This window comes from uncultured Phyllobacterium sp., from assembly GCF_902479695.1.
GTDB lineage: Bacteria > Pseudomonadota > Alphaproteobacteria > Rhizobiales > Rhizobiaceae > Phyllobacterium > Phyllobacterium calauticae.
This window is the reverse complement of record NZ_CABSQF010000005.1, coordinates 127,302-147,019: the sequence shown is the minus strand read 5'-3', so window position 1 is coordinate 147,019 and position 19,718 is coordinate 127,302. Positions and strand designations below refer to the sequence as shown.

The 19,718-nt window shown below is 59.3% G+C and carries 23 protein-coding genes and 1 tRNA gene; 13 read left to right on the top strand and 11 right to left on the bottom strand.

The features are described from left to right. Positions 1–50: 50 nt before the first annotated feature. The 3 genes from infA to yacG are packed head-to-tail and all read left to right on the top strand — an operon-like array spanning position 51 to position 1,173. Entirely contained in the window at positions 51–269 is a 219-nt protein-coding gene (gene infA, locus RDL77_RS05205; protein WP_008122731.1) for a translation initiation factor IF-1, read from the top strand. Positions 270–328: 59 nt separating this feature from the next. Then, a complete protein-coding gene (locus RDL77_RS05200; protein ID WP_223611818.1) occupies positions 329–955 on the top strand; it encodes a Maf-like protein in 627 nt (208 codons plus the stop codon). Positions 956–966: 11 nt separating this feature from the next. Then, a complete protein-coding gene (yacG, locus tag RDL77_RS05195; protein WP_374042664.1) occupies positions 967–1,173 on the top strand; it encodes a DNA gyrase inhibitor YacG in 207 nt (68 codons plus the stop codon). 20 nt (positions 1,174–1,193) lie between these two features. Here yacG and RDL77_RS05190 read toward each other — a convergent pair whose 3' ends face one another. Further along, positions 1,194–2,279: a Gfo/Idh/MocA family protein gene (locus tag RDL77_RS05190; protein ID WP_288192043.1), complete on the bottom strand. Its 1,086-nt coding sequence runs from the start codon at positions 2,277–2,279 to the stop codon at positions 1,194–1,196. 191 nt (positions 2,280–2,470) lie between these two features. Between RDL77_RS05190 and RDL77_RS05185 the strand changes: the two genes are divergently transcribed. Then, a tRNA-Phe gene (locus RDL77_RS05185) sits at positions 2,471–2,546 on the top strand. Positions 2,547–2,651: 105 nt separating this feature from the next. Here RDL77_RS05185 and RDL77_RS05180 read toward each other — a convergent pair. Next, entirely contained in the window at positions 2,652–3,494 is an 843-nt protein-coding gene (locus RDL77_RS05180; RefSeq protein WP_288192042.1) for a glycosyltransferase domain-containing protein, read from the bottom strand. Positions 3,495–3,828: 334 nt separating this feature from the next. Here RDL77_RS05180 and RDL77_RS05175 point away from each other — a divergent pair, with 334 nt between their 5' ends. Next, positions 3,829–4,620, top strand: coding sequence for a MipA/OmpV family protein (locus RDL77_RS05175; protein WP_223611814.1), 792 nt, complete (start codon positions 3,829–3,831; stop codon positions 4,618–4,620). 57 nt (positions 4,621–4,677) lie between these two features. Here RDL77_RS05175 and RDL77_RS05170 read toward each other — a convergent pair whose 3' ends face one another. Further along, positions 4,678–4,821 carry a DUF1127 domain-containing protein gene (locus RDL77_RS05170; RefSeq protein WP_223611812.1) on the bottom strand — a complete coding sequence of 48 codons (144 nt, stop codon included), beginning with the start codon at positions 4,819–4,821 and terminating at the stop codon, positions 4,678–4,680. A gap of 188 nt (positions 4,822–5,009) precedes the next feature. On the opposite strand from RDL77_RS05170, the gene RDL77_RS05165 reads away from it, so the two are divergent. The 6 genes from RDL77_RS05165 (at position 5,010) to RDL77_RS05140 (ending at position 10,895) form a co-directional block, all read left to right on the top strand. Further along, the gene (locus tag RDL77_RS05165; RefSeq protein WP_288192041.1) at positions 5,010–6,311 is read left to right on the top strand and encodes an amidase; all 1,302 of its coding nucleotides are present in this window, start codon (positions 5,010–5,012) and stop codon (positions 6,309–6,311) included. 152 nt (positions 6,312–6,463) lie between these two features. Further along, entirely contained in the window at positions 6,464–6,775 is a 312-nt protein-coding gene (locus tag RDL77_RS05160) for a Dabb family protein (protein WP_223611809.1), read from the top strand. 5 nt (positions 6,776–6,780) lie between these two features. Beyond that, positions 6,781–8,037, top strand: a complete 1,257-nt coding sequence (locus RDL77_RS05155) for a glycerate kinase (protein ID WP_374042663.1) — start codon at positions 6,781–6,783, stop codon at positions 8,035–8,037. An 891-nt stretch (positions 8,038–8,928) separates the two neighbouring features. Next, the gene (locus RDL77_RS05150; RefSeq protein ID WP_288192039.1) at positions 8,929–9,204 is read left to right on the top strand and encodes a hypothetical protein; all 276 of its coding nucleotides are present in this window, start codon (positions 8,929–8,931) and stop codon (positions 9,202–9,204) included. Between the two features lie 339 nt (positions 9,205–9,543). Next, on the top strand, positions 9,544–9,753 hold the full coding sequence (locus tag RDL77_RS05145) for a hypothetical protein (protein ID WP_091883335.1): 210 nt from the start codon (positions 9,544–9,546) through the stop codon (positions 9,751–9,753). A 122-nt stretch (positions 9,754–9,875) separates the two neighbouring features. Next, the gene (locus RDL77_RS05140; protein WP_288192038.1) at positions 9,876–10,895 is read left to right on the top strand and encodes an LLM class flavin-dependent oxidoreductase; all 1,020 of its coding nucleotides are present in this window, start codon (positions 9,876–9,878) and stop codon (positions 10,893–10,895) included. Here the strand turns inward: RDL77_RS05140 and ureG are convergent. Genes ureG through ureC form a run of 4 tightly spaced genes read right to left on the bottom strand, consistent with a single transcriptional unit; the run spans position 10,892 to position 14,392 of the window. Continuing rightward, complete coding sequence (gene ureG, locus RDL77_RS05135) at positions 10,892–11,509, bottom strand: urease accessory protein UreG (protein ID WP_223611800.1); 618 nt, start codon at positions 11,507–11,509, stop codon at positions 10,892–10,894. The two genes, RDL77_RS05140 and ureG, sit on opposite strands and share 4 nt — an antisense overlap. Then, a complete protein-coding gene (locus tag RDL77_RS05130) occupies positions 11,506–12,228 on the bottom strand; it encodes an urease accessory protein UreF (protein WP_288192037.1) in 723 nt (240 codons plus the stop codon). The genes ureG and RDL77_RS05130 overlap by 4 nt, the downstream gene beginning before the upstream one ends. Continuing rightward, positions 12,167–12,667, bottom strand: a complete 501-nt coding sequence (gene ureE, locus RDL77_RS05125; RefSeq protein WP_288192036.1) for an urease accessory protein UreE — start codon at positions 12,665–12,667, stop codon at positions 12,167–12,169. Before ureE ends, RDL77_RS05130 begins: the two co-directional genes overlap by 62 nt. A 12-nt stretch (positions 12,668–12,679) precedes the next feature. Further along, positions 12,680–14,392 (bottom strand): urease subunit alpha, encoded by a 1,713-nt coding sequence (gene ureC, locus RDL77_RS05120; protein ID WP_223611795.1) that lies wholly within the window; start codon positions 14,390–14,392, stop codon positions 12,680–12,682. A 187-nt stretch (positions 14,393–14,579) separates the two neighbouring features. Between ureC and RDL77_RS05115 the strand changes: the two genes are divergently transcribed. Further along, complete coding sequence (locus RDL77_RS05115; RefSeq protein ID WP_288192035.1) at positions 14,580–14,948, top strand: hypothetical protein; 369 nt, start codon at positions 14,580–14,582, stop codon at positions 14,946–14,948. 32 nt (positions 14,949–14,980) lie between these two features. Here the strand turns inward: RDL77_RS05115 and RDL77_RS05110 are convergent, their stop codons facing one another. From RDL77_RS05110 to proC, 4 genes are read right to left on the bottom strand one after another with little or no spacing between them, the layout of a single operon-like run. Further along, the gene (locus RDL77_RS05110; RefSeq protein WP_288192034.1) at positions 14,981–15,286 is read right to left on the bottom strand and encodes an urease subunit beta; all 306 of its coding nucleotides are present in this window, start codon (positions 15,284–15,286) and stop codon (positions 14,981–14,983) included. 8 nt (positions 15,287–15,294) lie between these two features. Beyond that, on the bottom strand, positions 15,295–15,597 hold the full coding sequence (locus tag RDL77_RS05105) for an urease subunit gamma (protein ID WP_105736392.1): 303 nt from the start codon (positions 15,595–15,597) through the stop codon (positions 15,295–15,297). Between the two features lie 50 nt (positions 15,598–15,647). Continuing rightward, positions 15,648–16,481: an urease accessory protein UreD gene (locus RDL77_RS05100; RefSeq protein WP_288192033.1), complete on the bottom strand. Its 834-nt coding sequence runs from the start codon at positions 16,479–16,481 to the stop codon at positions 15,648–15,650. 37 nt (positions 16,482–16,518) lie between these two features. Further along, on the bottom strand, positions 16,519–17,334 hold the full coding sequence (proC, locus tag RDL77_RS05095; RefSeq protein ID WP_223611785.1) for a pyrroline-5-carboxylate reductase: 816 nt from the start codon (positions 17,332–17,334) through the stop codon (positions 16,519–16,521). Positions 17,335–17,589: 255 nt separating this feature from the next. Between proC and RDL77_RS05090 the strand changes: the two genes are divergently transcribed. After that, positions 17,590–19,710: a GumC family protein gene (locus RDL77_RS05090; RefSeq protein WP_288192032.1), complete on the top strand. Its 2,121-nt coding sequence runs from the start codon at positions 17,590–17,592 to the stop codon at positions 19,708–19,710. Positions 19,711–19,718: the final 8 nt, after the last annotated feature.

Sequence of the window (19,718 nt, the reverse complement as noted above, 5' to 3'; positions counted from 1 at the left end):
AATTGCGGTCGAGTGTGACCGCAAATTCCTTTCTGGAGATAGAACTACGCATGGCGAAAGAAGAAGTACTAGAGTTTCCCGGTCTCGTGACGGAGCTGCTGCCCAACGCGATGTTCCGGGTCAAGCTTGAAAACGATCATGAAATCATTGCTCACACAGCCGGCCGTATGCGCAAGAACCGCATCCGCGTTCTGGCGGGTGACAAGGTCCTTGTCGAGATGACCCCATACGATCTGACCAAGGGTCGCATTACCTACCGCTTCAAATAACAGTCCTCCCGGCTTCGGCCTGACTTGTCCGCAGGACACGAATTTCCAGGAATGCGTTCATGAGCGATCAACACAAACTGGTTCTGGCATCCGGCTCGCCGCGCCGTCTGGCGCTGCTGGGCCAGATCGGCCTGGAGCCCGATCGCCTGTTGCCCGCCGACGTGGACGAAACGCCTTTGCGTGCCGAGCACCCGCGTTCGCTCGCACGCCGTCTGTCGCGCCTCAAGGCCGAAAAGGTGGCAGATGAGTTGAAAGGTGACGCGGACCTTGGCAAGTCCTACATCATCGCTGCCGATACCGTAGTGGCGGTTGGCCGCCGCATTCTGCCCAAGGCTGAAATTCTCGACGACGCAACCAACTGCCTGCGCCTTTTGTCCGGCCGTTCGCACCGCGTTTTCACGGGTCTTTGCCTTGTCACGCCGAAGGGCAAGATCCGTCAGGATCTGATCGAAACCCGGGTGCGCTTCAAGCGTCTTTCGCGCGAGGAGCTGGAGAGCTATCTTGCATCGGGTGAATGGCGCGGAAAAGCCGGTGGCTACGCCATTCAGGGGCTTGCGGGCGGTTTTGTGGTCAAGCTTGTCGGCTCCTACAGCAATGTGGTCGGCCTGCCGCTTTACGAGACAGCCGGTCTCCTGCATGGCGAGGGTTATCCCGTCTATGCCAACTGGCAATCATCGGCACACTAGGTCTTGGACTGATGGACGAAAACAACAGCGCGGCGAAGGTAACGCCATTGCGGCCGACACGGCCATGCCCGGAATGCAAGCGGCCGTCACAGCGGGAGCACTATCCCTTCTGCTCGAGCCGCTGCCGCAATGTCGATCTCAATCGCTGGCTGACGGGTGCCTATGTTCTTCCGGCGGTTGAAAGCGCCGACGACAGCGAAGACGACACCGAACGCTGAACGCACCGCCGTGAAACGTTTCAGAGCTTGATCACACGCGGTGTGGCGGGCTGTGCCAGCACGATATTGATCGCACGCAGTACATGGATGCTGTCGCTCAGGGGCATGGTCCTTGCGCTTGTTTCACCCTTGCGCATGGCGTCCATCACCGCCATGGCTTCAAACTGCCGGCCGTTGCCTTCAAACGGATAGTCTTCGCTCCTGCGCCCGGGGACCGGCAGGCGATCAAGCAGCCTGCCAAGCAGGCCTCCCGACCGTTTCAGCGGGCCGAAGGGTGTCGCAACCAGGAAGGGCCGGTACATCGTCAGCCGCTGCGCCTTGTCAAATGGGGCATCCAGCCGCAGCGTGCCCTGCGTTCCCTCGATGACGCAATGATTCGCGCCGTCGCGATCAAAACCGCAGGACAGGATCGCGTCGGCCCCATCATAGTGCAGCGCTATTTCCGAGCTCATATCCACGCCATTCGGCGCGGCGTGCCACAGGCCGGATACTTTTTGCGGCTGGCCGAGAAAATGCATCGCCAGGGAGACGCCGTGGATGCCGAGGTCAAGCGTGGCACCGCCGCCGAGGGACCGGTTGAACAGCCGGTTTTCCGGCGTGTAATCCTCGGCATGGGCGAGTTCCGCGGTGATTCGGCGAATCGTTCCGATCTCGCCCGCATTGATTTTCGCTTTGGCCGCCACGACAGCCGGCAGGAAGCGGGTCTCCATGGCTTCCATGGCAAAGACCTTGATTCGGGCTGCTTCGCGCTGGATGACCGAGGCTTCCGTGTGGGATGGCGCAATGGGCTTTTCCGTGAGGATGGCCTTGCCGGAGCGCACGGCCTTCAGGGCCTGCGCCAGATGGATGGAATTGGGTGTTGCGATATAGACGGCATCGACGGCCGGGTCTGCCAGCAGGGAATCAAGGTCGCCAAAGGCGCGCTTGCTGCCAAATGCATCGCGGAACTGCTCGGCATTGGCGAGCGAGCGGGAATAATTGGCGGCGATGAAAGCCTGCGGAACAAACGCAAGATCGGCGGCAAATCGCTGAGCGATCTCGCCGCTGCCGATGATTCCCCAGCCAAAAGCACTGCTCCTGGCAGCTTTGTCCCCCGTTTCATCCATGAAATGCGAATCCTGTCTCTTTGGATAATAAACAACGCATCAATGCATGCTGTTTGCAAGAGGCAGAAAAACGGCAAAAAATTCGTCAGTTGATGCTGGACAGGGGGATTTTTAGTGTTATAACCCACCCGCTTCTGACGGAAAATCAACGCTGTCAGAAAGGCTTGCCGGATAACGGAAATGCCTGAAGTGCCCAGATAGCTCAGTTGGTAGAGCAGCGGATTGAAAATCCGCGTGTCCGTGGTTCGAATCCGCGTCTGGGCACCACTTCTTTCTCAATAAGATCAATAGTTTGCTTGATAGCCACGTCGGATATGAGCCGATTTCATATTGCGTCGTGGTGCAGCAGGCATGAGGGCCATAGAATGGCAATCACTTATATGATCGGCCTTCGCTCATACCGTAATGCAAGTAATGTTCACGCGGATTTACCGCGGCAGCAGCGACGTCCTGATTGAGTTCCAGATACCTGTTATCTTCGAAGTCACGGGGCAGCCTTTGGCTGTTCAAAACAGTTGGCCATTCCATCATTTCGTTTTCGTGCGGTGATCCGAGGATTGGCGATACCTGCAAGCCATGACGCCATTGTATGAAATTGAAGGAGAGCTGGTCGCGTTTGGAGAACTTCAGCACTTCCTCATACCACGCATTCATTGCTGCAACGACCCGCCGCTCATTGTGCTTGCGCAGCAGGAGCGTTCCGACATTCAAGCCATTGGTCTGCGGATAACCTAGCTCTCGATAGAATGCCATTTGCTGCTCGACGATGGATTTCCTGTCATATCCGATATCAGCGACAACCCTGGCCTCCTCGTAGGCACAATCTCTCTCAGGATGAACAAACGCCTGCATCATATCTCTCGAGGCCGCAAACGCATCGAATATGGCCGATACCGGCTTTTTCAGTTTCACCGTATTGTCGAGATAGAGACTGTATTTGTGGTCGGGGAAATACAGATGCGGTCGAATTTTATAGCCTTTGGATGTCCTGTGCGGATCGAGCGATGAGGCGGGCACGTGAATAACCCGCCAAAAATCTGAGGACAGTTTCGGATCATCTGTGAAGCAGACGAAATCTGTATTCTCTGGCCGGTCGTACTCAAAATCTGAGAAACGTTCGGAATACCCAAAAAGGCAAGTATAGACAACGCGCCGCTTATTTTCACGTCGAACTGCACGGAGAAATACTATTCGAAGCTTCGAGAGTGACACCATAATCGTCACTAAATCAGCGGTTGTAAAAAGGCAATACACTCACAGGTCCGCCGCCGCGATTGCGTGGTTTGCGGGAAGGGCGCGTGTCCCTGTGGATTGTCTCTGGTTTAAAATTGATTCACTGCGTATATCGATTTTCCTGTCGTTTCCGTTCAGAAGGTGACTTATATCATTCAAGCGCCTATTTTCTCTGATGAGAATGGCGCTGGCATTGGCCAGGGAAATGAATTTTGCTGGTGGGGCAATCCTGGATGATTGCAAATCGGGACAACCGTTTGAGATGATGTATCGGAGTATAAGGCAATTTGCCGCCGCACTGGCGTGCGCTGGTCTTGTGACCGCCACTGCCCACAGTGCCTTTGCGGCAGATTCTGACCCGATTGCCAGTGACGGCAAGCCCGTCAATCCGGCGCGCTGGATCGTGACGGTTGGCGCCAGCGTCGAATATGGCAGCAAGTTTGAAGGTGCGCGTGCCAACGGCTTCGGTTTCATGCCGTCCTTCGATATCCGGCGTGGTGATGAGCCTGAGGGCATGAGTGCGCCCGACGACAATATCGACTATACGCTGCTGACCCTCGGCGGGCTGGAGATCGGCCCCGTCATCGGTTTCCGGTCCGGCCGTTCCCATTCGGATGATCGGGGCTTTGTCGGCCTGCGCCATGTGTCATGGACCGTGGATGGCGGCGTGTTCGCGCAGTTCTGGCCGATCCAGGATCGTTTGCGCGTGCGCGCCGAGGTGAGGCAGGCTTTCAATAATTCTGAGGGGCTCGTCGCCGATCTCTCGGCCGACGTATTCCAGCGCTATAATAAATTTCTGTTCTCTGTCGGCCCCCGCCTGTCGCTTGCCGACAGCACCTATATGCGCAACACCTTTGGTGTGACGGAAGAAGAATCCCACAACAACCACCGCGTCGAGCCGTACACGCCCGGTGGCGGGGTCAAATCATACGGGATTGTCGCCGCCACCACCTACTCATTCTCGGATGCGTGGAGCGTTCAGGTGTTCGGCCGGTATGACCGGCTGGCGGGCGATGCGGAGGATAGTCCGATTGTGCCGAAACTCGGGTCCAAGGACCAGAAGGCAATCGGCGTGACCTGGAATTACTCATTCGGCGTCGGTCACTGAAGCAGGCCGATAACGGCCTGCTCGATTAAGTCCACATAAATGCAGCTGTTGAAAGGCTCAGTCGCAGGCCTGCCACGCGACGCGGCGGATGTCCGAGCGGGCGATGCCGAGGTCGGCGAGATTGCGATCTGTGCACAATCTCAATTCATACAGGTTCTGACGATACTGGCGCCACTTCTGGATATGGTTGCGAAGGCTCATTTGGTATTCCCCTTATTTTTGACCAACCTCCCAAGGAAATAGTGCGACGCGTTCGGCCACATGAAAATTGCTAATGTTGCATGGCAGCAATGAGCATGCTGCATAGCAATATAACCGGCAATCCGAACCCCCTTTTGAATTTTCTGCAGGCGGCGTTATAGACAATGCAGTTCATGTGTGAGGGGAGGATGCCTTTGTCTCAATCGGTCGAATCTGTGCGTGATAAACTGGAGCAAAGCCTTGCAGCCATCGCTGCTGGAGACGGGCATGCCTTCGTCAAGCTCTATGCCGCCTCCGCACGGGCGGAGGCGGATGCCTCGGACCGACGGATGCGCGAAGGGACCAGCCTTGGCGGCCTCGATGGCCGGATCGTTTCGATCAAGGATCTGTTCGATGTGGCTGGCGAACCAACCCTGGCTGGCTCGCGCATGCGCCAGAGTGCGCCTGCCCCGGCCAGGGATGCGGTGATCGTCGAGCGTTTGCGGCGCTCCGGCGCCGTTATTGTCGGCAAAACCATCATGACCGAGTTTGCCTTCACCGCCGTTGGCCTCAATCCGCACTATCCCATCGCCGGAAATGCCCGCGACAGCAGCCGCATTGCCGGCGGATCGTCAACCGGCGCCGGGATTTCTGTCGCCGATGGCACGAGCGAGATTTCCATAGGGTCGGACACGGGCGGGTCCATCCGCATTCCCGCCGCGCTCAATGGTGTTGCCGGTTTCAAGCCCACGGCAAAGCGCATTCCCCTGCAGGGTGCGTTTCCGCTGTCGCCAAGTCTTGACTCCGTTGGTCCCTTGGCGCGCTCGGTCGCCGATTGCGCCGTGGCGGATGCGGCGATGGCGGGGGAGGCCCCGGATGTCCCTGAACCGCTGTCCCTGACCGGCCTGCGCATCGGCCTGCCGCAGGGGGAGGTTCTCTCCGCAATGGAACCGGTTATCGCTCGGGCATTCGAGGAAAGCCTGCTTCTATGCGAAAAAGCCGGAGCGATCCTGGTGGAATGCACGCTGGATGAACTGGTCGATGAAATGGCTGAAGCGACGTCGGTCGGCTCCATTGCCGGGATCGAAGGCAGCCGGGTTCATGCGGACTGGCTGAATGAGACGGGGCTTGATGTGGATCAGCGCGTCCAGAAAACCTTGCGGCGACGCTTGAGTGTTGCGGAAGCCGACTACATCGGCGTGATGCAAAAGCGGCAGGCGCTGGTGCGAAAAATGGACCGGTATATTGCCGCCTATGATGTCCTGGCTCTGCCGACGGTGCCAATGACGGCTCCGCTGATCGCCGACGTAAGCGAGAACGAGGAATTCTACAAACGGACGGAAGGCCTCTTGTTACGCAACCCGCAGATTGCCAACCAGTTCGATTTGACCGCGATCAGCATTCCCATGCCGGGCCTGGCATTGCCCGGGGGGCTGATGCTGTTTGCCCGGCATGGCGCGGATCGTCGCCTGTTGTCGATGGCCATGTCGGTGGAACGATTGTTCGGCTAGGCCCGCCCGGAGAAATTTGCACGGGAGGCGGAAATAGCGCTCGCAATTTTCGGCAATCCCGTCAGGATACGCGTCGATTGATCCAAGACAATGCCAGGTCTTGCTGCTTCACCGCACAATCGGGCCGCCAACCATCAGTGAAAGTCTCTTCCGTGATTCGCCATTGTGTTTTTATTCGTTTTCGCGGTGATGTCGCCGCGGCTACCCGCCAGGACATATACAACGATCTTGCAACGCTTTGCGGAAAACTGCCCGGCGTCCTGTCCTTTCATGCCGGTGCCAATGTCAGTCCGGAAACCGGCATGGACAAAGGCTTCAGCGAAGGCTTCATCATCGATTTCGCCGATGCGGATGCGCGTGACACCTACCTTGACGACGCCGGGCACAGGGCTATCGGCGGGCGCATTGTTGCCGCCGCTGCCGACGGCGTTCAGGGTGTTTTTGTCTTTGATCTGGATATGTGACGCGCATGCAGGATAAGGAATTTTTCAAAAAGCTGTTTGAAGCCGCCGTCGCCGCCGCTGATCCGCAGCGCACGATTGCCGCGCATCTGCCGGAAAAGCCCAAGGGCCGGACCATTGTGATCGGTGCGGGCAAGGGATCGGCGCAGATGGCAAGCGCCTTTGAAAAGGCCTGGGATGGCCCGCTGGAAGGCTTGGTGGTCACCCGTTACGGCTTTGGGGTTGCGTGCGAGCGCATCGAGATCATCGAAGCTTCGCATCCCGTGCCGGATGCGGCGGGTCTTGTTGCCTCGAAGCGCCTGCTCGAAACCGTTTCGGGCCTGACCAGCGATGATCTGGTGGTCGCACTGATCTCTGGCGGCGGGTCGGCCTTGCTGCCATCGCCGCCGGAAGGCATGACCCTCGATGACGAGATCGCGGTCAACAGGGCGCTGCTCGCTTCGGGAGCGCCGATTTCCGCGATGAACGCCGTGCGCAAGCATCTCTCCACGATCAAGGGCGGAAGGTTGGCTGCGGCCGCATATCCCGCCCGCGTCTTTTCATTGATCGTGTCCGATATACCCGGCGACAATCCGGCCTTTGTTGCATCAGGTCCGACCGTTGCCGACGCCATAACCCGTGAGGATGCCCTGCGGATCGTCGAACGCTACAGTCTCGCTCTGCCGGCGGCAGCCCTGAAACACCTGCAGTCGGCAGCGGCCGACGCGCCCCAGCCGTCAGATGCGGTATTCGCGGGGCATGAGCACCGGGTCATTGCCTCCGCTGCCGTTTCGCTGGAAGCGTCGGCCGATGCTGCCCGTTCACTTGGCGTGGAGGCGGTCGTGTTGTCCGATGCCATTGAAGGCGAGGCGCGCGAGGTGGCGCACGTGCATTCGGCTCTGGCCAAGCAGGTGCTGGCCAAAAATCAGCCGTTTGCCAAACCCGTGGTCCTGCTTTCCGGCGGTGAAACCACGGTGACCGTGCGGGGAAAAGGCAAGGGCGGCCGCAACAGCGAGTTCCTGCTGTCTCTGGCGCTCGATATCGACGGATATGACGGTATCAGCGCCTTTGCGGCGGACACGGACGGGATCGATGGCTCGGAGGACAATGCCGGGGCCTTTGCCGACAGCGGCAGTATCGCGCGGCTTTTGGCGAAGGGGCTCGACGCATCCGCCTATCTCAACGGCAATGATGCCTGGTCGGCGTTCAATGCCATCGGCGATCTCTTCGTCCCGGGGCCAACCGGCACCAATGTCAATGACCTCAGGGCGATCCTCATTCGCTAGGGAACGCGGGCCCGGTTTTCAAGGACCGGGCCCGCGCTTTATTTGACGCTCGATGGCTTGGATTGGGTGGTCAAGCGGGCGCGATTGTCCTAAGTGTCGCTTGGGCGGCTCTTTCATGCAAACAAAGGAATGTCGAATGCGCATTGCATTACCCTTGGCTGTCTTGTCTCTCATGGTCCTGGCGGCCTGCAGCACAAGCACGAGTACCAGCACAAGCAACAGTCCGAAAGCAGCAGCGGATGCCCTGTCGCCGGCGAAGGACACGCATTTTGTTCCGCCACCCAAGTCCCTGACCCAGAAGGCCGTTCCGTCAAAGGTTCCTGAGACACCGGGCGCCCAGAACGCGGTGCAGTAAAACCTGGATGCACCTTCAAAGACTTGAATGTTTTTCAAAGCACCGGCCCGCGAGATCAAACTCTGGCCGGTGTTTTCGTCTGGCGCGTTGCTTGAGGGGAGTGTGGGAAGCCCTGAAACAACAAAACCCACCGCGGGAGGAGGTGCGGTGGGTTTCGTTGGTTATGGAAGGCCTTCTGGGAGGAGAAGAGGCCGACCGTTTCGACAGAGCCGGGAGGAGGTGACGCTGTCGAAAATTCCTGATCCAACAATAACTCCATTGATGTGATTTAATACAGATAATATTGCATAGCAGCAATGCGTCTGGTGCAATGCAGCAAAGAAGCGTTCAATTATCACCTGGCCATCACGCCGAGTTGAGCGCGCGAACGGAACTTTCGGGCATCCTGATTCGTTAATGCTTCGTAAAGAGGCCGATGATGAAAGCATTGGACCTCCGCAATCGAGGCCGAGAAGATGCGTAAAATATCTGCGTCAGTCCTTATGGTAGCAATGATAGCGTCGGCATTGTCGATCCAGCCGGCAGGAGCCTTCAGCATGAAGGGGCAGGCCGCAGCGCCGTCCGAGGCCAGTGAGATCTACAACAAAAAGTTTGAACGGGCCGCCTTGCTGGAAGCCAAAGCCTATATTTGCGGAACCGACAGTGCGGCAAGTTTTGCCGCGATGAAAGCCGGAATGGCCGAGACCGGATTGCCGGAAGATATCGCCGTCGAAGTGGTTTCAGACCTTGCTTCCGGCCTGATCGACAAGGCGGTGAAGTCGGGATCAAAAGAAATATGCGGAAAACCACAGCTGCAAATCTCCCGGCTCTGACCGATAAATTTGGGGCCGGAAAAAATAAATGAATGCATTCATGATGTTGTTCGTAAGTAATTATAATTTTATGTAAATTTGAATCAAGGTAAGGAGCTATTGCCAAAAGTTGTGATCATTGCAGGGCTTTTCAAGCGGTGAATTTTGCTAATAATACCGTGAGAAAACTTTCAATATAAACTGCAAGAACAATTAACTACTGAGGAAAATATCCATTAATTGTGCCGCAGAGTTTGTTGATCGTGCGGTCTGCAACATGGATTTTTATCTGCAATAGTGTGAATGTTTCAATGAAAAGAAAAAATGGTAGTGCCGTTGGTGGGATCTGGAGAGAATAGCATGAACAAAAGAGTTCAGACGCTGAAAGTATTGAAAACAGAACTCTCGAAACTGTGCGCTATTGCCGATGGTGAAGGCTTTGAAATGATCGCCTATTTCATTGAAACGGCTATCCGAGAGTCCGATGAACAATTGTCCCAGGAAACACGTGCGCTTGTTGGAATGGAATTGCGTGCCGAGGCTGCCGGTCTGCGGGTCCTGAAGAACTGAATGGTGGTCCAATTCAGGGCGCGGGGATTCATTGTCTTCCATTGAACATGGCTTCAAATTTTGTGAATCATGAATCGGTTGCCGCGCATTGTGCGCGATGATTGCTCGCCTATATGAAGGCAATGACCCCACTTTCCGTCCTCGACCTTTCACCGGTTCCCGTTGGCAGCACGCCAGGGCAATCCCTTCGCAATTCGCTGGATCTGGCCCAGCATGCCGAACGTCTCGGCTACAACCGATTGTGGCTTGCCGAGCATCACAACATGCGCGGCATTGCGAGTGCTGCGACAGCCGTCGTCATCGCGCATGTGGCTGCCGGCACCTCGACCATTCGCCTTGGTGCCGGCGGCATCATGCTGCCGAACCATGCGCCGCTGATGGTCGCCGAGGCTTTCGGCACCCTTGCGGCATTGCATCCGGGCCGCATTGATCTCGGCGTCGGTCGCGCGCCCGGCACAGATCAGATCACCGCCCATGCCCTGCGCCGTAATCTGGAACAGGACATCAACGGTTTTCCGCAGGATGTGGTGGAACTGATGAGCTATTTCCGCGAACCGGAACCCGGCCAGAAAGTCCAGGCCGTACCGGGTGCGGGACTCGATGTTCCGGTCTGGATTTTGGGTTCGAGCCTGTTTGGCGCCCAGCTGGCGGCAGCCCTCGGGCTGCCCTACGCCTTCGCCTCGCATTTTGCCCCAGCCGAAATGGAGCGGGCAGTGGAGATTTACCGGGCAAGGTTCGAACCGTCCGAGCATCTGGAAAAGCCCTATGTCATGTTGGGGCTGAATGTCTTCGCAGCGGAGACGGATGACGAAGCACATTTATTGAAAAGCTCGCAGCAGCAGGCATTCGTCAATCTGCGCACGGGTATGCCGGGGCCATTGCCCGCGCCTGTCGAAGGTTACGAAGAAACACTCGACCTGCACGCGCGGGCGATTTTGCGCCAGTCGCTATCCTGCACGGTCGCCGGTTCACCGTCGACGGTCAAGGCGGGTGTCGAAGAGTTCATCCGGCGCACCGGCGCCGATGAAATCATGGCGACGGGCCACATATTCGATCACAAGGCGCGGATTCGGTCCTACGAAATTCTCGCCGAGGTCATGATCGCAGGGCAGCAGGCCGAGCCTGCACGGGCCAGCGGCTAAGGCCGCAGACCCCCTGCGGTCTCAATGAATGCGATGACCTCATCAAGCCCGTTGCGCCGCAGCATGTCGGTGAAAACATAGGGCTTGGCCCCGCGCTGCAGTTTCGTGTCGGCTTCCATGACGTCAAGATCGGCGCCGACATAGGGCGCCAGATCCTTTTTGTTGATGATCAGGAGGTCGGAACGGGTAATGCCGGGGCCGCCCTTGCGCGGTATTTTTTCGCCCTGGCAGACCGAGATGACATAAATGGTCAGGTCAGCGAGATCAGGCGAGAATGTTGCGGCGAGATTGTCACCGCCGGATTCGATGAAGACGATATCGAGGTCCGGATGGCGCTTGTTCATCTCGGCAATCGCCTGCAGATTGATCGTGGCATCCTCGCGAATGGCGGTATGCGGACAGCCGCCGGTCTCCACACCCATGATCCGGTCTTCCGGCAGGGCCTGCAGGCGGCTGAGGATCAGCGCGTCTTCCTTGGTATAGATGTCATTGGTCACGACGGCGACGGAGTAGCGGTCGCGCATCGCCTTGCACAGCATTTCGGTGACCGTGGTCTTGCCAGAGCCAACGGGGCCGCCAATCCCGACACGAAGCGGTCCATTCTGTGAGATCATGACCGGAAAACCCTTGAATATTGTGTTTCATGCTGCATCGCCATGATGTCCGATAGGACCGCTGCCGATCCCAAGTCATCGAGGCCTGACGCGGCGGCGCGTTGCGCAACCGCCAGGATCGGCTGTTCCAGTGCCGCCATCAGCGCGACCCCGTGGCTTTGGCCAAGCGGAACAAGCCGTACCGCACCCTGAATGAGGTTGGAAAGGACCGCATGCAGAAAGGCGGCCAGCCCCGGCTGCAGCGCCACGCCATTGCCGGCAGCGGCAATGGCAACCGCAACGGGGTAGGGCATTTCGCTGGTCGTGCCTGATTGGTCTGCTGCCCAGTGCGCGATGGCTTGCAGGAAAGCACTGCCTTGCAGCATGGTTTCCATGTGCCGTTCCCTCGATCCGGCCATGGCCTCGCCAAGGGTTGCAATGGACTGGCAATCTCCACCTTCCCGCGCATCATGCCAACCGGCGGCAAACAGCAAGGCGTCGTTCCAGACGGAGCCGTGGTGCAGAAGGTCGATCAGCCATGCGTGCAGCGTATCCTTGTCGCGGATCAGTCCGTCATGGACTGCCCGTTCAATGCCATGGCTGTAGGAAAAGGCGCCGACGGGAAAGGCCGGGGACAGCCAGGTCATGAGCCGCAGCAGCGCGGTGTTTGCGGTGAAATCAGTCATGGGAGTGATGGTGATGTTCATGGCTGTGGCTATGCCCATGGTCGTGGTGATCATGATCGTGACCACTATGATAGGCGCCGCGCAGCGGATGGAATGGCGCAACGATCTCGGTCACCTTGGCTCCAAGACCTTCCAGCATGGCCTTGATCACATGGTCGCGTAAGATGACGATGCGGTCTTCTTCCATCTGCGCCGGCAAATGGCGGTTGCCAAGATGCCAGGCCAATTCTGACAGGTGCTGCCGGTCGCGCGGCGTCACTTCGTAGAGGATTTCTTCGGCGGCGATAATCTCCGCCATGCTTCCATCTTCGAGGACAAGGACGTCGCCATGGGTGAAGGCGATGGGATCGGGCAGGTCGATTAGGATCTGCTCGCCCCGTTGCAGGGTCAGGACCTTGCGGCGCAGATGCCTCTCGTCATGCGCCAGGACGATATGGTCGAAGGGCGTGCCTGTGTAGTGACCGGCATGCGCATGGCCTGTGACGCGTTTCATGGTTCATTCTCCTCAGAACAGGAAGTAACGCTGCGCCATGGGCAGCACTGTCGCCGGTTCGCATGTCAGAAGTTCGCCGTCGGCGCGCACTTCATAGGTTTCAGGGTCAACTTCCACGTGCGGCGTGGCGTCATTGTGGATCATCGATGCCTTTGAAATGCCGCCACGGGTGTTCTCGACGCCGATCAAGCGCTTGTCCGTTCCAAGCGATTGGCGCAGGCCAGCCTCAATCGATGCCTTGCTGACAAAGACAACGGAGGAATTGGAGACATTCTTGCCGAAGGTGCCGAACATGGGGCGGTAATGCACCGGCTGCGGCGTCGGGATGGATGCATTGGGGTCGCCCATCGGCGCGGCGGCGATGGAACCGCCCAGCAGCACCATGTCGGGTTTGACGCCGAAGAAGGCCGGATTCCACAACACGAGATCGGCGCGCTTGCCCACCTCGATCGAGCCGATATGCCGGGATACACCCTGCGCGATCGCCGGATTGATCGTATATTTGGCAATATATCGTTTCACGCGGAAATTATCGTTGTCGCCGGTTTCCTGCGGCAGGCTGCCGCGCTGGCGTTTCATCTTGTCGGCGGTCTGCCATGTGCGGATCAGAACTTCGCCGACGCGGCCCATGGCCTGGCTGTCCGATGAAATGATCGAAAAGGCGCCGATATCGTGCAGGATATCTTCGGCCGCGATGGTTTCCTTGCGGATACGGCTTTCGGCGAACGCCACGTCTTCGGGGATCGACGATGACAGGTGATGGCAGACCATCAGCATGTCGAGATGTTCGGCAATGGTGTTCTTCGTGTAGGGCCGTGTCGGGTTCGTCGACGAGGGAATGACATTGGGCAGGCCGCAGATCTTGATGATGTCAGGTGCATGCCCGCCGCCTGCGCCTTCCGTGTGAAAAGCATGGATCGTGCGCCCCTTGAACGCGGCAACCGTATCCTCGACAAACCCGCTCTCGTTGAGTGTGTCCGTATGGATCATGACCTGAACGTCGAACCGGTCGGCAACGGTGAGGCAATTGTCGATGGCAGCCGGCGTGGTGCCCCAATCCTCATGCAGTTTCAGCGAACAGGCGCCGCCGAGGATCATCTCCTCCAGCGCTTTCGGCTGCGAGGCATTGCCCTTGCCCGATAGTCCGAGATTCATCGGAATGGAATCGAAGGCCTGGATCATCCGCGCCAGATGCCATGGGCCCGGCGTGCAGGTGGTTGCCAGCGTGCCGTGTGCCGGGCCGGTGCCGCCGCCGAACATGGTGGTCACGCCGGACATCAGCGCTTCGTCGATCTGCTGCGGGCAGATGAAATGGATATGCGCGTCCATGCCGCCAGCCGTTAGAATCTTGCCCTCGCAGGCGATGATTTCCGTGCCGGGCCCGATAATGATGGTAACGCCCGGCTGCGTGTCGGGATTGCCGGCCTTGCCGATGGCGGCAATCAGCCCGTCCTTGAGCCCGACATCCGCCTTGTAGATGCCGGTATGGTCGACGATCAGGGCATTGGTGATGACCGTATCGACGGCGCCGTCAGCCCGGGCCACCTGGCTCTGTCCCATGCCGTCGCGAATGACCTTGCCGCCGCCGAATTTTACCTCTTCGCCATGGATGGTGAAATCCTTTTCCACTTCAATGAACAGCTCCGTGTCGGCAAGGCGCACCTTGTCGCCGGTTGTCGGGCCGAACATGCGGGCATAGGCGGAGCGGGAGATTTTAGCGGGCATGATGGTTCCCTCCTGGGCTGTAGGTCTGGCACGGTACGCGTACGGCGGCGGGAGACCGGAGCCACATTCCGGCCACGATATCGCCCCGGAATGACCCGATAACCGACCGCTTGAGATCGAATTCCGCAGGTGAACTGCGCCCGTCATCAAAAGATGATCGTTCGCCAATCACGTGAAAGGAAAAACGATGCGAAAGATGATGATCCTGGCCATGTGCGCCGCTTTCCCGCTCGCCACGTCCGCCGCCTATGCGCAGACTGCGGCACCAGCCACGCAGCAACCGGCCAGCAAGGCCCCGGCGCAATCCGGAGCGGTGCCGATCACGACGATCAATATTGTCGATATCAACGAATTGCCGGAGGGGACGAAAACCCAGGTCAACGATGCCGTGGCCAAGCGCTCCGACAAGGACATGCAGCAGCTGCGCACCTCGATCGATGCATCGCCGCAAGTCTCCGCAGCCCTGAAGGAAAAGGGCCTGACGTCGGCGGCGGTGGTTGTCGCGAGCCTCGATTCCAAGGGCCTTTTGACCCTTGTCACCAAAAAGCCGAGCTGACCGCGCGACAGAGCATTGGGGAAGCTGATCGGTCAAAGCTTTCCCATGATCTTTTGCTGGAACCCGTAAACGGTCCTGTTGCCGCCAAGCGGCACGAGCGTCCCGTCGCGCTCCTGTCCCGGCTCGAACCGCCCCGCGGTTCCCGCCGCGATATCCAGCCGCATGCCGCGTGCCTGAGCACGGTCGAATATCAGCGCATTGTTGGTTTCGAAGAAATGATAGTGCGAGCCGACCTGCACGGGACGGTCGCCGGTGTTTGCAACCTTTAGTGTTACAGTGGTTGCGCCGGCGTTCAGTTCGATCTCGCCTGCGCAAGCAATGATTTCACCCGGGATCATGGTGCCTCCTAACGGATCGGTTCGTGAACGGTGACGAGCTTGGTGCCGTCGGGGAACGTGGCTTCCACCTGAATGTCATGGATCATCTCGGGGATGCCTTCCATCACCTGGGCACGGGTGATGACGTGGGCCCCGGCTTCCATGAGTTCGGCGACCGAGCGGCCGTCCCGCGCGCCCTCCACGACAAAATCCGTAATGAGCGCAATGGCTTCCGGATGATTGAGCTTGACGCCGCGTTCGAGGCGGCGGCGGGCGACCATTGCCGCCATGGCAATCAGGAGCTTGTCTTTTTCACGGAGTGTCAGGTTCATTTTGTCCTCTTGGCCATCCCATGTTTGTTCCGTGCGCCGCGGTCCAGGCCTTAGATTGACCAGACTTTAGGCACGCCTGCCTTTTGATTCAGCAGTTCAATCAGCGGTATCAGCCGTTTCCGCAGGGAATAGGCATCCTCATCCACCAGCCTCGCAAGAAGCTTGCCAGACCAGACGGAAGCGCCGCCTTTTTCACCGATTATTTTTCGCGCCGGCTCCAGATACCGCTCCGCATCGTGGTCGAGCAGCAGGATGGTGGCCATTGTCCGCATCCCGCCGAGCAGGGCAGGCCGGGCAAGCATGACTGCCGTATCGGGACCAATCGCAAAGTCTTCGGCGTGAACCAGCCTGTCCTGCCGGTAGATGCGCCAGCGGTCACGGAAGGTACAGGTCTGGACGTCCTCGCCCATCGCCTTGCGGCCGAACACCACCGGCTCGATGATCAGCGCGCGGCCCGTTCCGGCAAGCCGCGCCGTCAGCGTTCGCTTCAGGGCGGAGCGCTCAAACAGGATCGTCTCCTGCGGCAGCCAGGCGAGACTGGCGTTCTCGCCAACCGACAGCGTGGTTTCCACCTGGGCGACAGAAAACGAGGCTTTGTAGATGCGCTCGCAGGCCTGCGTGGTGATCTGCGCGTGGCAATCATTGCCCGCGTCGAACTGCCAGCGCATGTCGTCGCCGCCGGTCAGGCCGCCGGATGTGTTGATCATCACGGCTTCCAGCGCCGCATCGTCCCGGTCCGGCAGCCGGATTTTCGCGCAGCCTTCCTGATAGAGCGTGGCGATGCGCGTACGCCCATTGACGGGTTTCACCGCCAGCCGGGCGTGCCCGTAGGCGCGCTGCGGCCTGGTTTCCGGTATCAGGTCAAGGGACGGGTGAACGTTCATACTGCAAGGCTAGCGCAGCCCGGCGGGGTGGGAAAGCTCAAACTTTCCCAAGTTCGATGGCGCGCTGGTGCGCCGCATGCACGGCCTCGGTCAGAAGGTTCTTCAGCCGGTCCTCGCCCATGAGCACCTTCAGCGCCGCAGCGGTGGTGCCGTTGGGGCTGGTCACCTGTTCGCGCAGCGTCGTCGGGGTGTCTGCGCTGGCCGCAGCCAGCGCACCGGCGCCATAAACGGTCTGCATGGCGAGAAGGCCGGCGATCTCCCGCGTCAGCCCGGCAGCAACACCGGCCTCGGTCAGGCCTTCGATGAAATGGAACACATAGGCAGGCCCGGAACCCGAAACGGCCGTCACCGCGTCGATCAGGCTTTCATCGTCAACGGAGGCGACGGCGCCGCTGGTTTTCAGCAGCCTATCGACAAATGCCGCATCGTCGTCACCGACATGGGGATTGCGGAAGGTAACGATCATGCCCTTGCCGATTGCCGCCGGGGTGTTGGGGATCGTGCGAATGATCGCGGTCTTGTCGCCCAGATGCTTCTCGAAAAAGTTTACCGTAATGCCGGCAGCCACGCTCACGAATGTCGCGTGTTCCGCAAAGCGCTTGTAGGCGGGCAGGACGTCGCCCATCACCTGCGGCTTGACCGCCACCAGGATCACCCGCGGCTGAAGACCGGCGGCAAGCGATGCGGCGCCCGCGACGGCGTTGACCCCGAGTGTCGCTGCCCGATCCCGCAAGGCATCGGTCGGTTCGACGACATGGACCTGTCCCGGCTTCAGTATGCCGGCATCCAGCCAGCCCTTGAGCATCGCGAAACCCATATTGCCGCAACCAACCAGAACCACGCTGTCAACCATCTGTCTTCTCCCAAATCATGTGGCCGCACTTTGATCCGGTCCTAAGCGCCGGGTCAACTGGGCAACCCTGCGGCCGGTGCACCGATCATTGAAATAATGGGAGACACCGCGACACCGCAGGGCATCTTCGGATAAATTCCCCGGTGTTTCACCAATGATTAACGATTTATTTCCCATAGAACTTTAGGTTGGGTTAACCGTAAGCCATGCTTCGGGGGTAATGTATTGAACGGTTCTTATGGAGTGCGGACAGGAATGGGTGATCGGGACAACGGGATAGACAAGCGGCCACGACGCTCGCTGCTCTCGTTTGCCAGCCAGCCGGAAACGGCGGGCAGTGCGCCCGCACGCGTGGCGCCTGCAACACCCCCGCAAGCACCCCGCCGCGAAGACGATCTGGAACACTATCAGCGGATGCGGGCGCTGCGTCTGGCGGCCAGCAGCGAAATCACGCAGATCCCCGCGCCGGAGCCCGATAATGCCCTGACGGATGAAGAGGCCGAGCAGATCGCCATCGATCGCATGCGTGCCGACATGGCGGCCATCAAGGCCGAACTCAACCGCCGGATCGACGATAACGCATCCGTCGCGCCGGTTTCGCCGACGGTTGCCGCCGATACACCCGTTGCAGCGGCGACAAGCCCCCTTAAGCCTCTTGCTGACAACCATGTCGCGATGAAACGGTTCATCGAGCCGTCCAACGCCCTCAATCGCGTCATCAATTCCAAAAAACTGATTATCGCGACGACCCTGATCGGCACCTTGCTTGGTGCCGGCTATGCGATGACAATGCCGAAGCTCTACCCGTCAACCGCTGAACTGCTGGTCGACCCGAGCAACATCCCGTTGAGCGGGAAAGCGCCTGTGCCCGGTCAGCTGCCGACCGAGGCATCCCTGGCCATTGCCGAGAGCCAATTGCGCGCCATCCGCTCGAACCGTGTGCTTTCCCAGGTGATCGACCGGACGGGTCTCGCCAAAGACCCAGAATTCAATGGCAATCTGAAGGACAAGGGCTGGCTTGCAGCCGTTCGCGAGCTTTTCTCGACCGACAGCACACCGGACACAGCGTCACGCGAAGCATTGCTGGTGCGCAATCTCTCCGACAATCTCACGGTCGGGAGGAGCGCGCAGAATTTTGTTTTCGATATTACTGTCAAATCCAGCGATCCGCAGAAATCCGCGCGCCTTGCCAATACTCTGTCCGATGTCTTCATCGAAGAGCAGGGCAATCCGTCACCGGGTGCGGGGACAGCGGCCCCGCTTGCCGGCCGGCTGAATGAGCTGCGCAGTGCTGCGGAAGATGCCGAGAACGCGGCGCAGAAATTCAGGATCGGCAGCAATCTCGCCGATGCCCAGGGCGGACCGGCCGACGATGTTGCAAAGGCGGGCGATGCGCTCGCTGCCGCCCGCGATCAGACAATAAAGCTCAACGCGCAGGCTGCCGCCATTCAAGGCGCATCGGTGGATAGCGTTCTCGGCAACACGGTGCCGGATGCGTTGGGGTCCGACGCGATAGCAGCGCTGCGTTCGCAATATTCGGTTCTCAAGCAGCAGGCCGATACGCTGGCGATCAAGCTTGGACCGCGCCATCCGCTGCTCATACAGGCGCGGTCGGAAGTCGAGGCAATCCGCAAGGAAGTGCGCAGCGAATTGAGCCGCATGGCCGCCTCGGCGCAGGCCGAACTCAAGCGTTCGGTGCAGCGGGAGCAGGATCTGGCAAACCAGCTTGCGCAGCTCAAATCGCGCACGGCCGGAACAGGCGGGGACATGAGCCGGCTGCGAGCACTGGAGCAGGATGCCGCAACAAAGCGCGCGGCCTATGACGCCTATGCGCAGCGCGGCCAGGCAAGCGCGCAAAACGCCGATATGAGCGGCACCAGTATCCGGGTTGTTTCGCCAGCGCAGCCATCCGCCGAGCCCGCAGGGCCGTCACGCGGTGTTCCCGTGATTGGCGGCATGCTGGCTGGCCTGCTTGCCGGACTGGGTGTCGCAATGCTGCGCGGGTGGGGTGCCCGCAACCGACCTGAGCCTTCACCAGCCGGTGCCGGAAACGACGGCCCGTTTGATCCGGGTCCGCCGTCGGGCGGAAAGCGGGCGGAACATGGCACGGACAACACGGTTGCAGCGCCCGCCGAGTCACGCCTGGGTGCTGCCATCAGGCAAGCCCAAACGCGCAATTCCGCTTCCGATGCGGCTGAAATGGCCGATGAAGATGCGGCATGGGCCGAGGATCAGGTCGCGGTCGCGCAGCTTCTCTACGAATATGCCGACATGCATTTCGCCCCGCGCCATCACGACAACTCCAACATCGAGGACATGCTCGCCGATATTGCCGAGATTCGCGATGTGTTGCGGCAGCGTGCCGCCGAAGACTAAAGCCGAGT

Bases quoted from the DNA above. Each gene is read 5' to 3' on its own strand.
- RDL77_RS05145 (WP_091883335.1), top strand. From the start codon at position 9,544: ATGAACAAAAGAGTTCAGACGCTGAAAGTATTGAAAACAGAACTCTCG.
- ureE (WP_288192036.1), bottom strand. From the start codon at position 12,667: ATGAAACGCGTCACAGGCCATGCGCATGCCGGTCACTACACAGGCACG.
- RDL77_RS05180 (WP_288192042.1), bottom strand. From the start codon at position 3,494: ATGGTGTCACTCTCGAAGCTTCGAATAGTATTTCTCCGTGCAGTTCGA.
- RDL77_RS05155 (WP_374042663.1), top strand. From the start codon at position 6,781: ATGCAGGATAAGGAATTTTTCAAAAAGCTGTTTGAAGCCGCCGTCGCC.
- RDL77_RS05115 (WP_288192035.1), top strand. From the start codon at position 14,580: ATGCGAAAGATGATGATCCTGGCCATGTGCGCCGCTTTCCCGCTCGCC.
- proC (WP_223611785.1), bottom strand. From the start codon at position 17,334: ATGGTTGACAGCGTGGTTCTGGTTGGTTGCGGCAATATGGGTTTCGCG.
- ureC (WP_223611795.1), bottom strand. From the start codon at position 14,392: ATGCCCGCTAAAATCTCCCGCTCCGCCTATGCCCGCATGTTCGGCCCG.
- RDL77_RS05190 (WP_288192043.1), bottom strand. From the start codon at position 2,279: ATGGATGAAACGGGGGACAAAGCTGCCAGGAGCAGTGCTTTTGGCTGG.
- ureG (WP_223611800.1), bottom strand. From the start codon at position 11,509: ATGATCTCACAGAATGGACCGCTTCGTGTCGGGATTGGCGGCCCCGTT.
- RDL77_RS05090 (WP_288192032.1), top strand. From the start codon at position 17,590: ATGGGTGATCGGGACAACGGGATAGACAAGCGGCCACGACGCTCGCTG.
- RDL77_RS05130 (WP_288192037.1), bottom strand. From the start codon at position 12,228: ATGATCACCACGACCATGGGCATAGCCACAGCCATGAACATCACCATC.
- RDL77_RS05170 (WP_223611812.1), bottom strand. From the start codon at position 4,821: ATGAGCCTTCGCAACCATATCCAGAAGTGGCGCCAGTATCGTCAGAAC.
- RDL77_RS05100 (WP_288192033.1), bottom strand. From the start codon at position 16,481: ATGAACGTTCACCCGTCCCTTGACCTGATACCGGAAACCAGGCCGCAG.
- RDL77_RS05200 (WP_223611818.1), top strand. From the start codon at position 329: ATGAGCGATCAACACAAACTGGTTCTGGCATCCGGCTCGCCGCGCCGT.
- infA (WP_008122731.1), top strand. From the start codon at position 51: ATGGCGAAAGAAGAAGTACTAGAGTTTCCCGGTCTCGTGACGGAGCTG.
- yacG (WP_374042664.1), top strand. From the start codon at position 967: ATGGACGAAAACAACAGCGCGGCGAAGGTAACGCCATTGCGGCCGACA.
- RDL77_RS05140 (WP_288192038.1), top strand. From the start codon at position 9,876: ATGACCCCACTTTCCGTCCTCGACCTTTCACCGGTTCCCGTTGGCAGC.
- RDL77_RS05165 (WP_288192041.1), top strand. From the start codon at position 5,010: ATGCCTTTGTCTCAATCGGTCGAATCTGTGCGTGATAAACTGGAGCAA.
- RDL77_RS05110 (WP_288192034.1), bottom strand. From the start codon at position 15,286: ATGATCCCGGGTGAAATCATTGCTTGCGCAGGCGAGATCGAACTGAAC.
- RDL77_RS05105 (WP_105736392.1), bottom strand. From the start codon at position 15,597: ATGAACCTGACACTCCGTGAAAAAGACAAGCTCCTGATTGCCATGGCG.
- RDL77_RS05150 (WP_288192039.1), top strand. From the start codon at position 8,929: ATGAAGGGGCAGGCCGCAGCGCCGTCCGAGGCCAGTGAGATCTACAAC.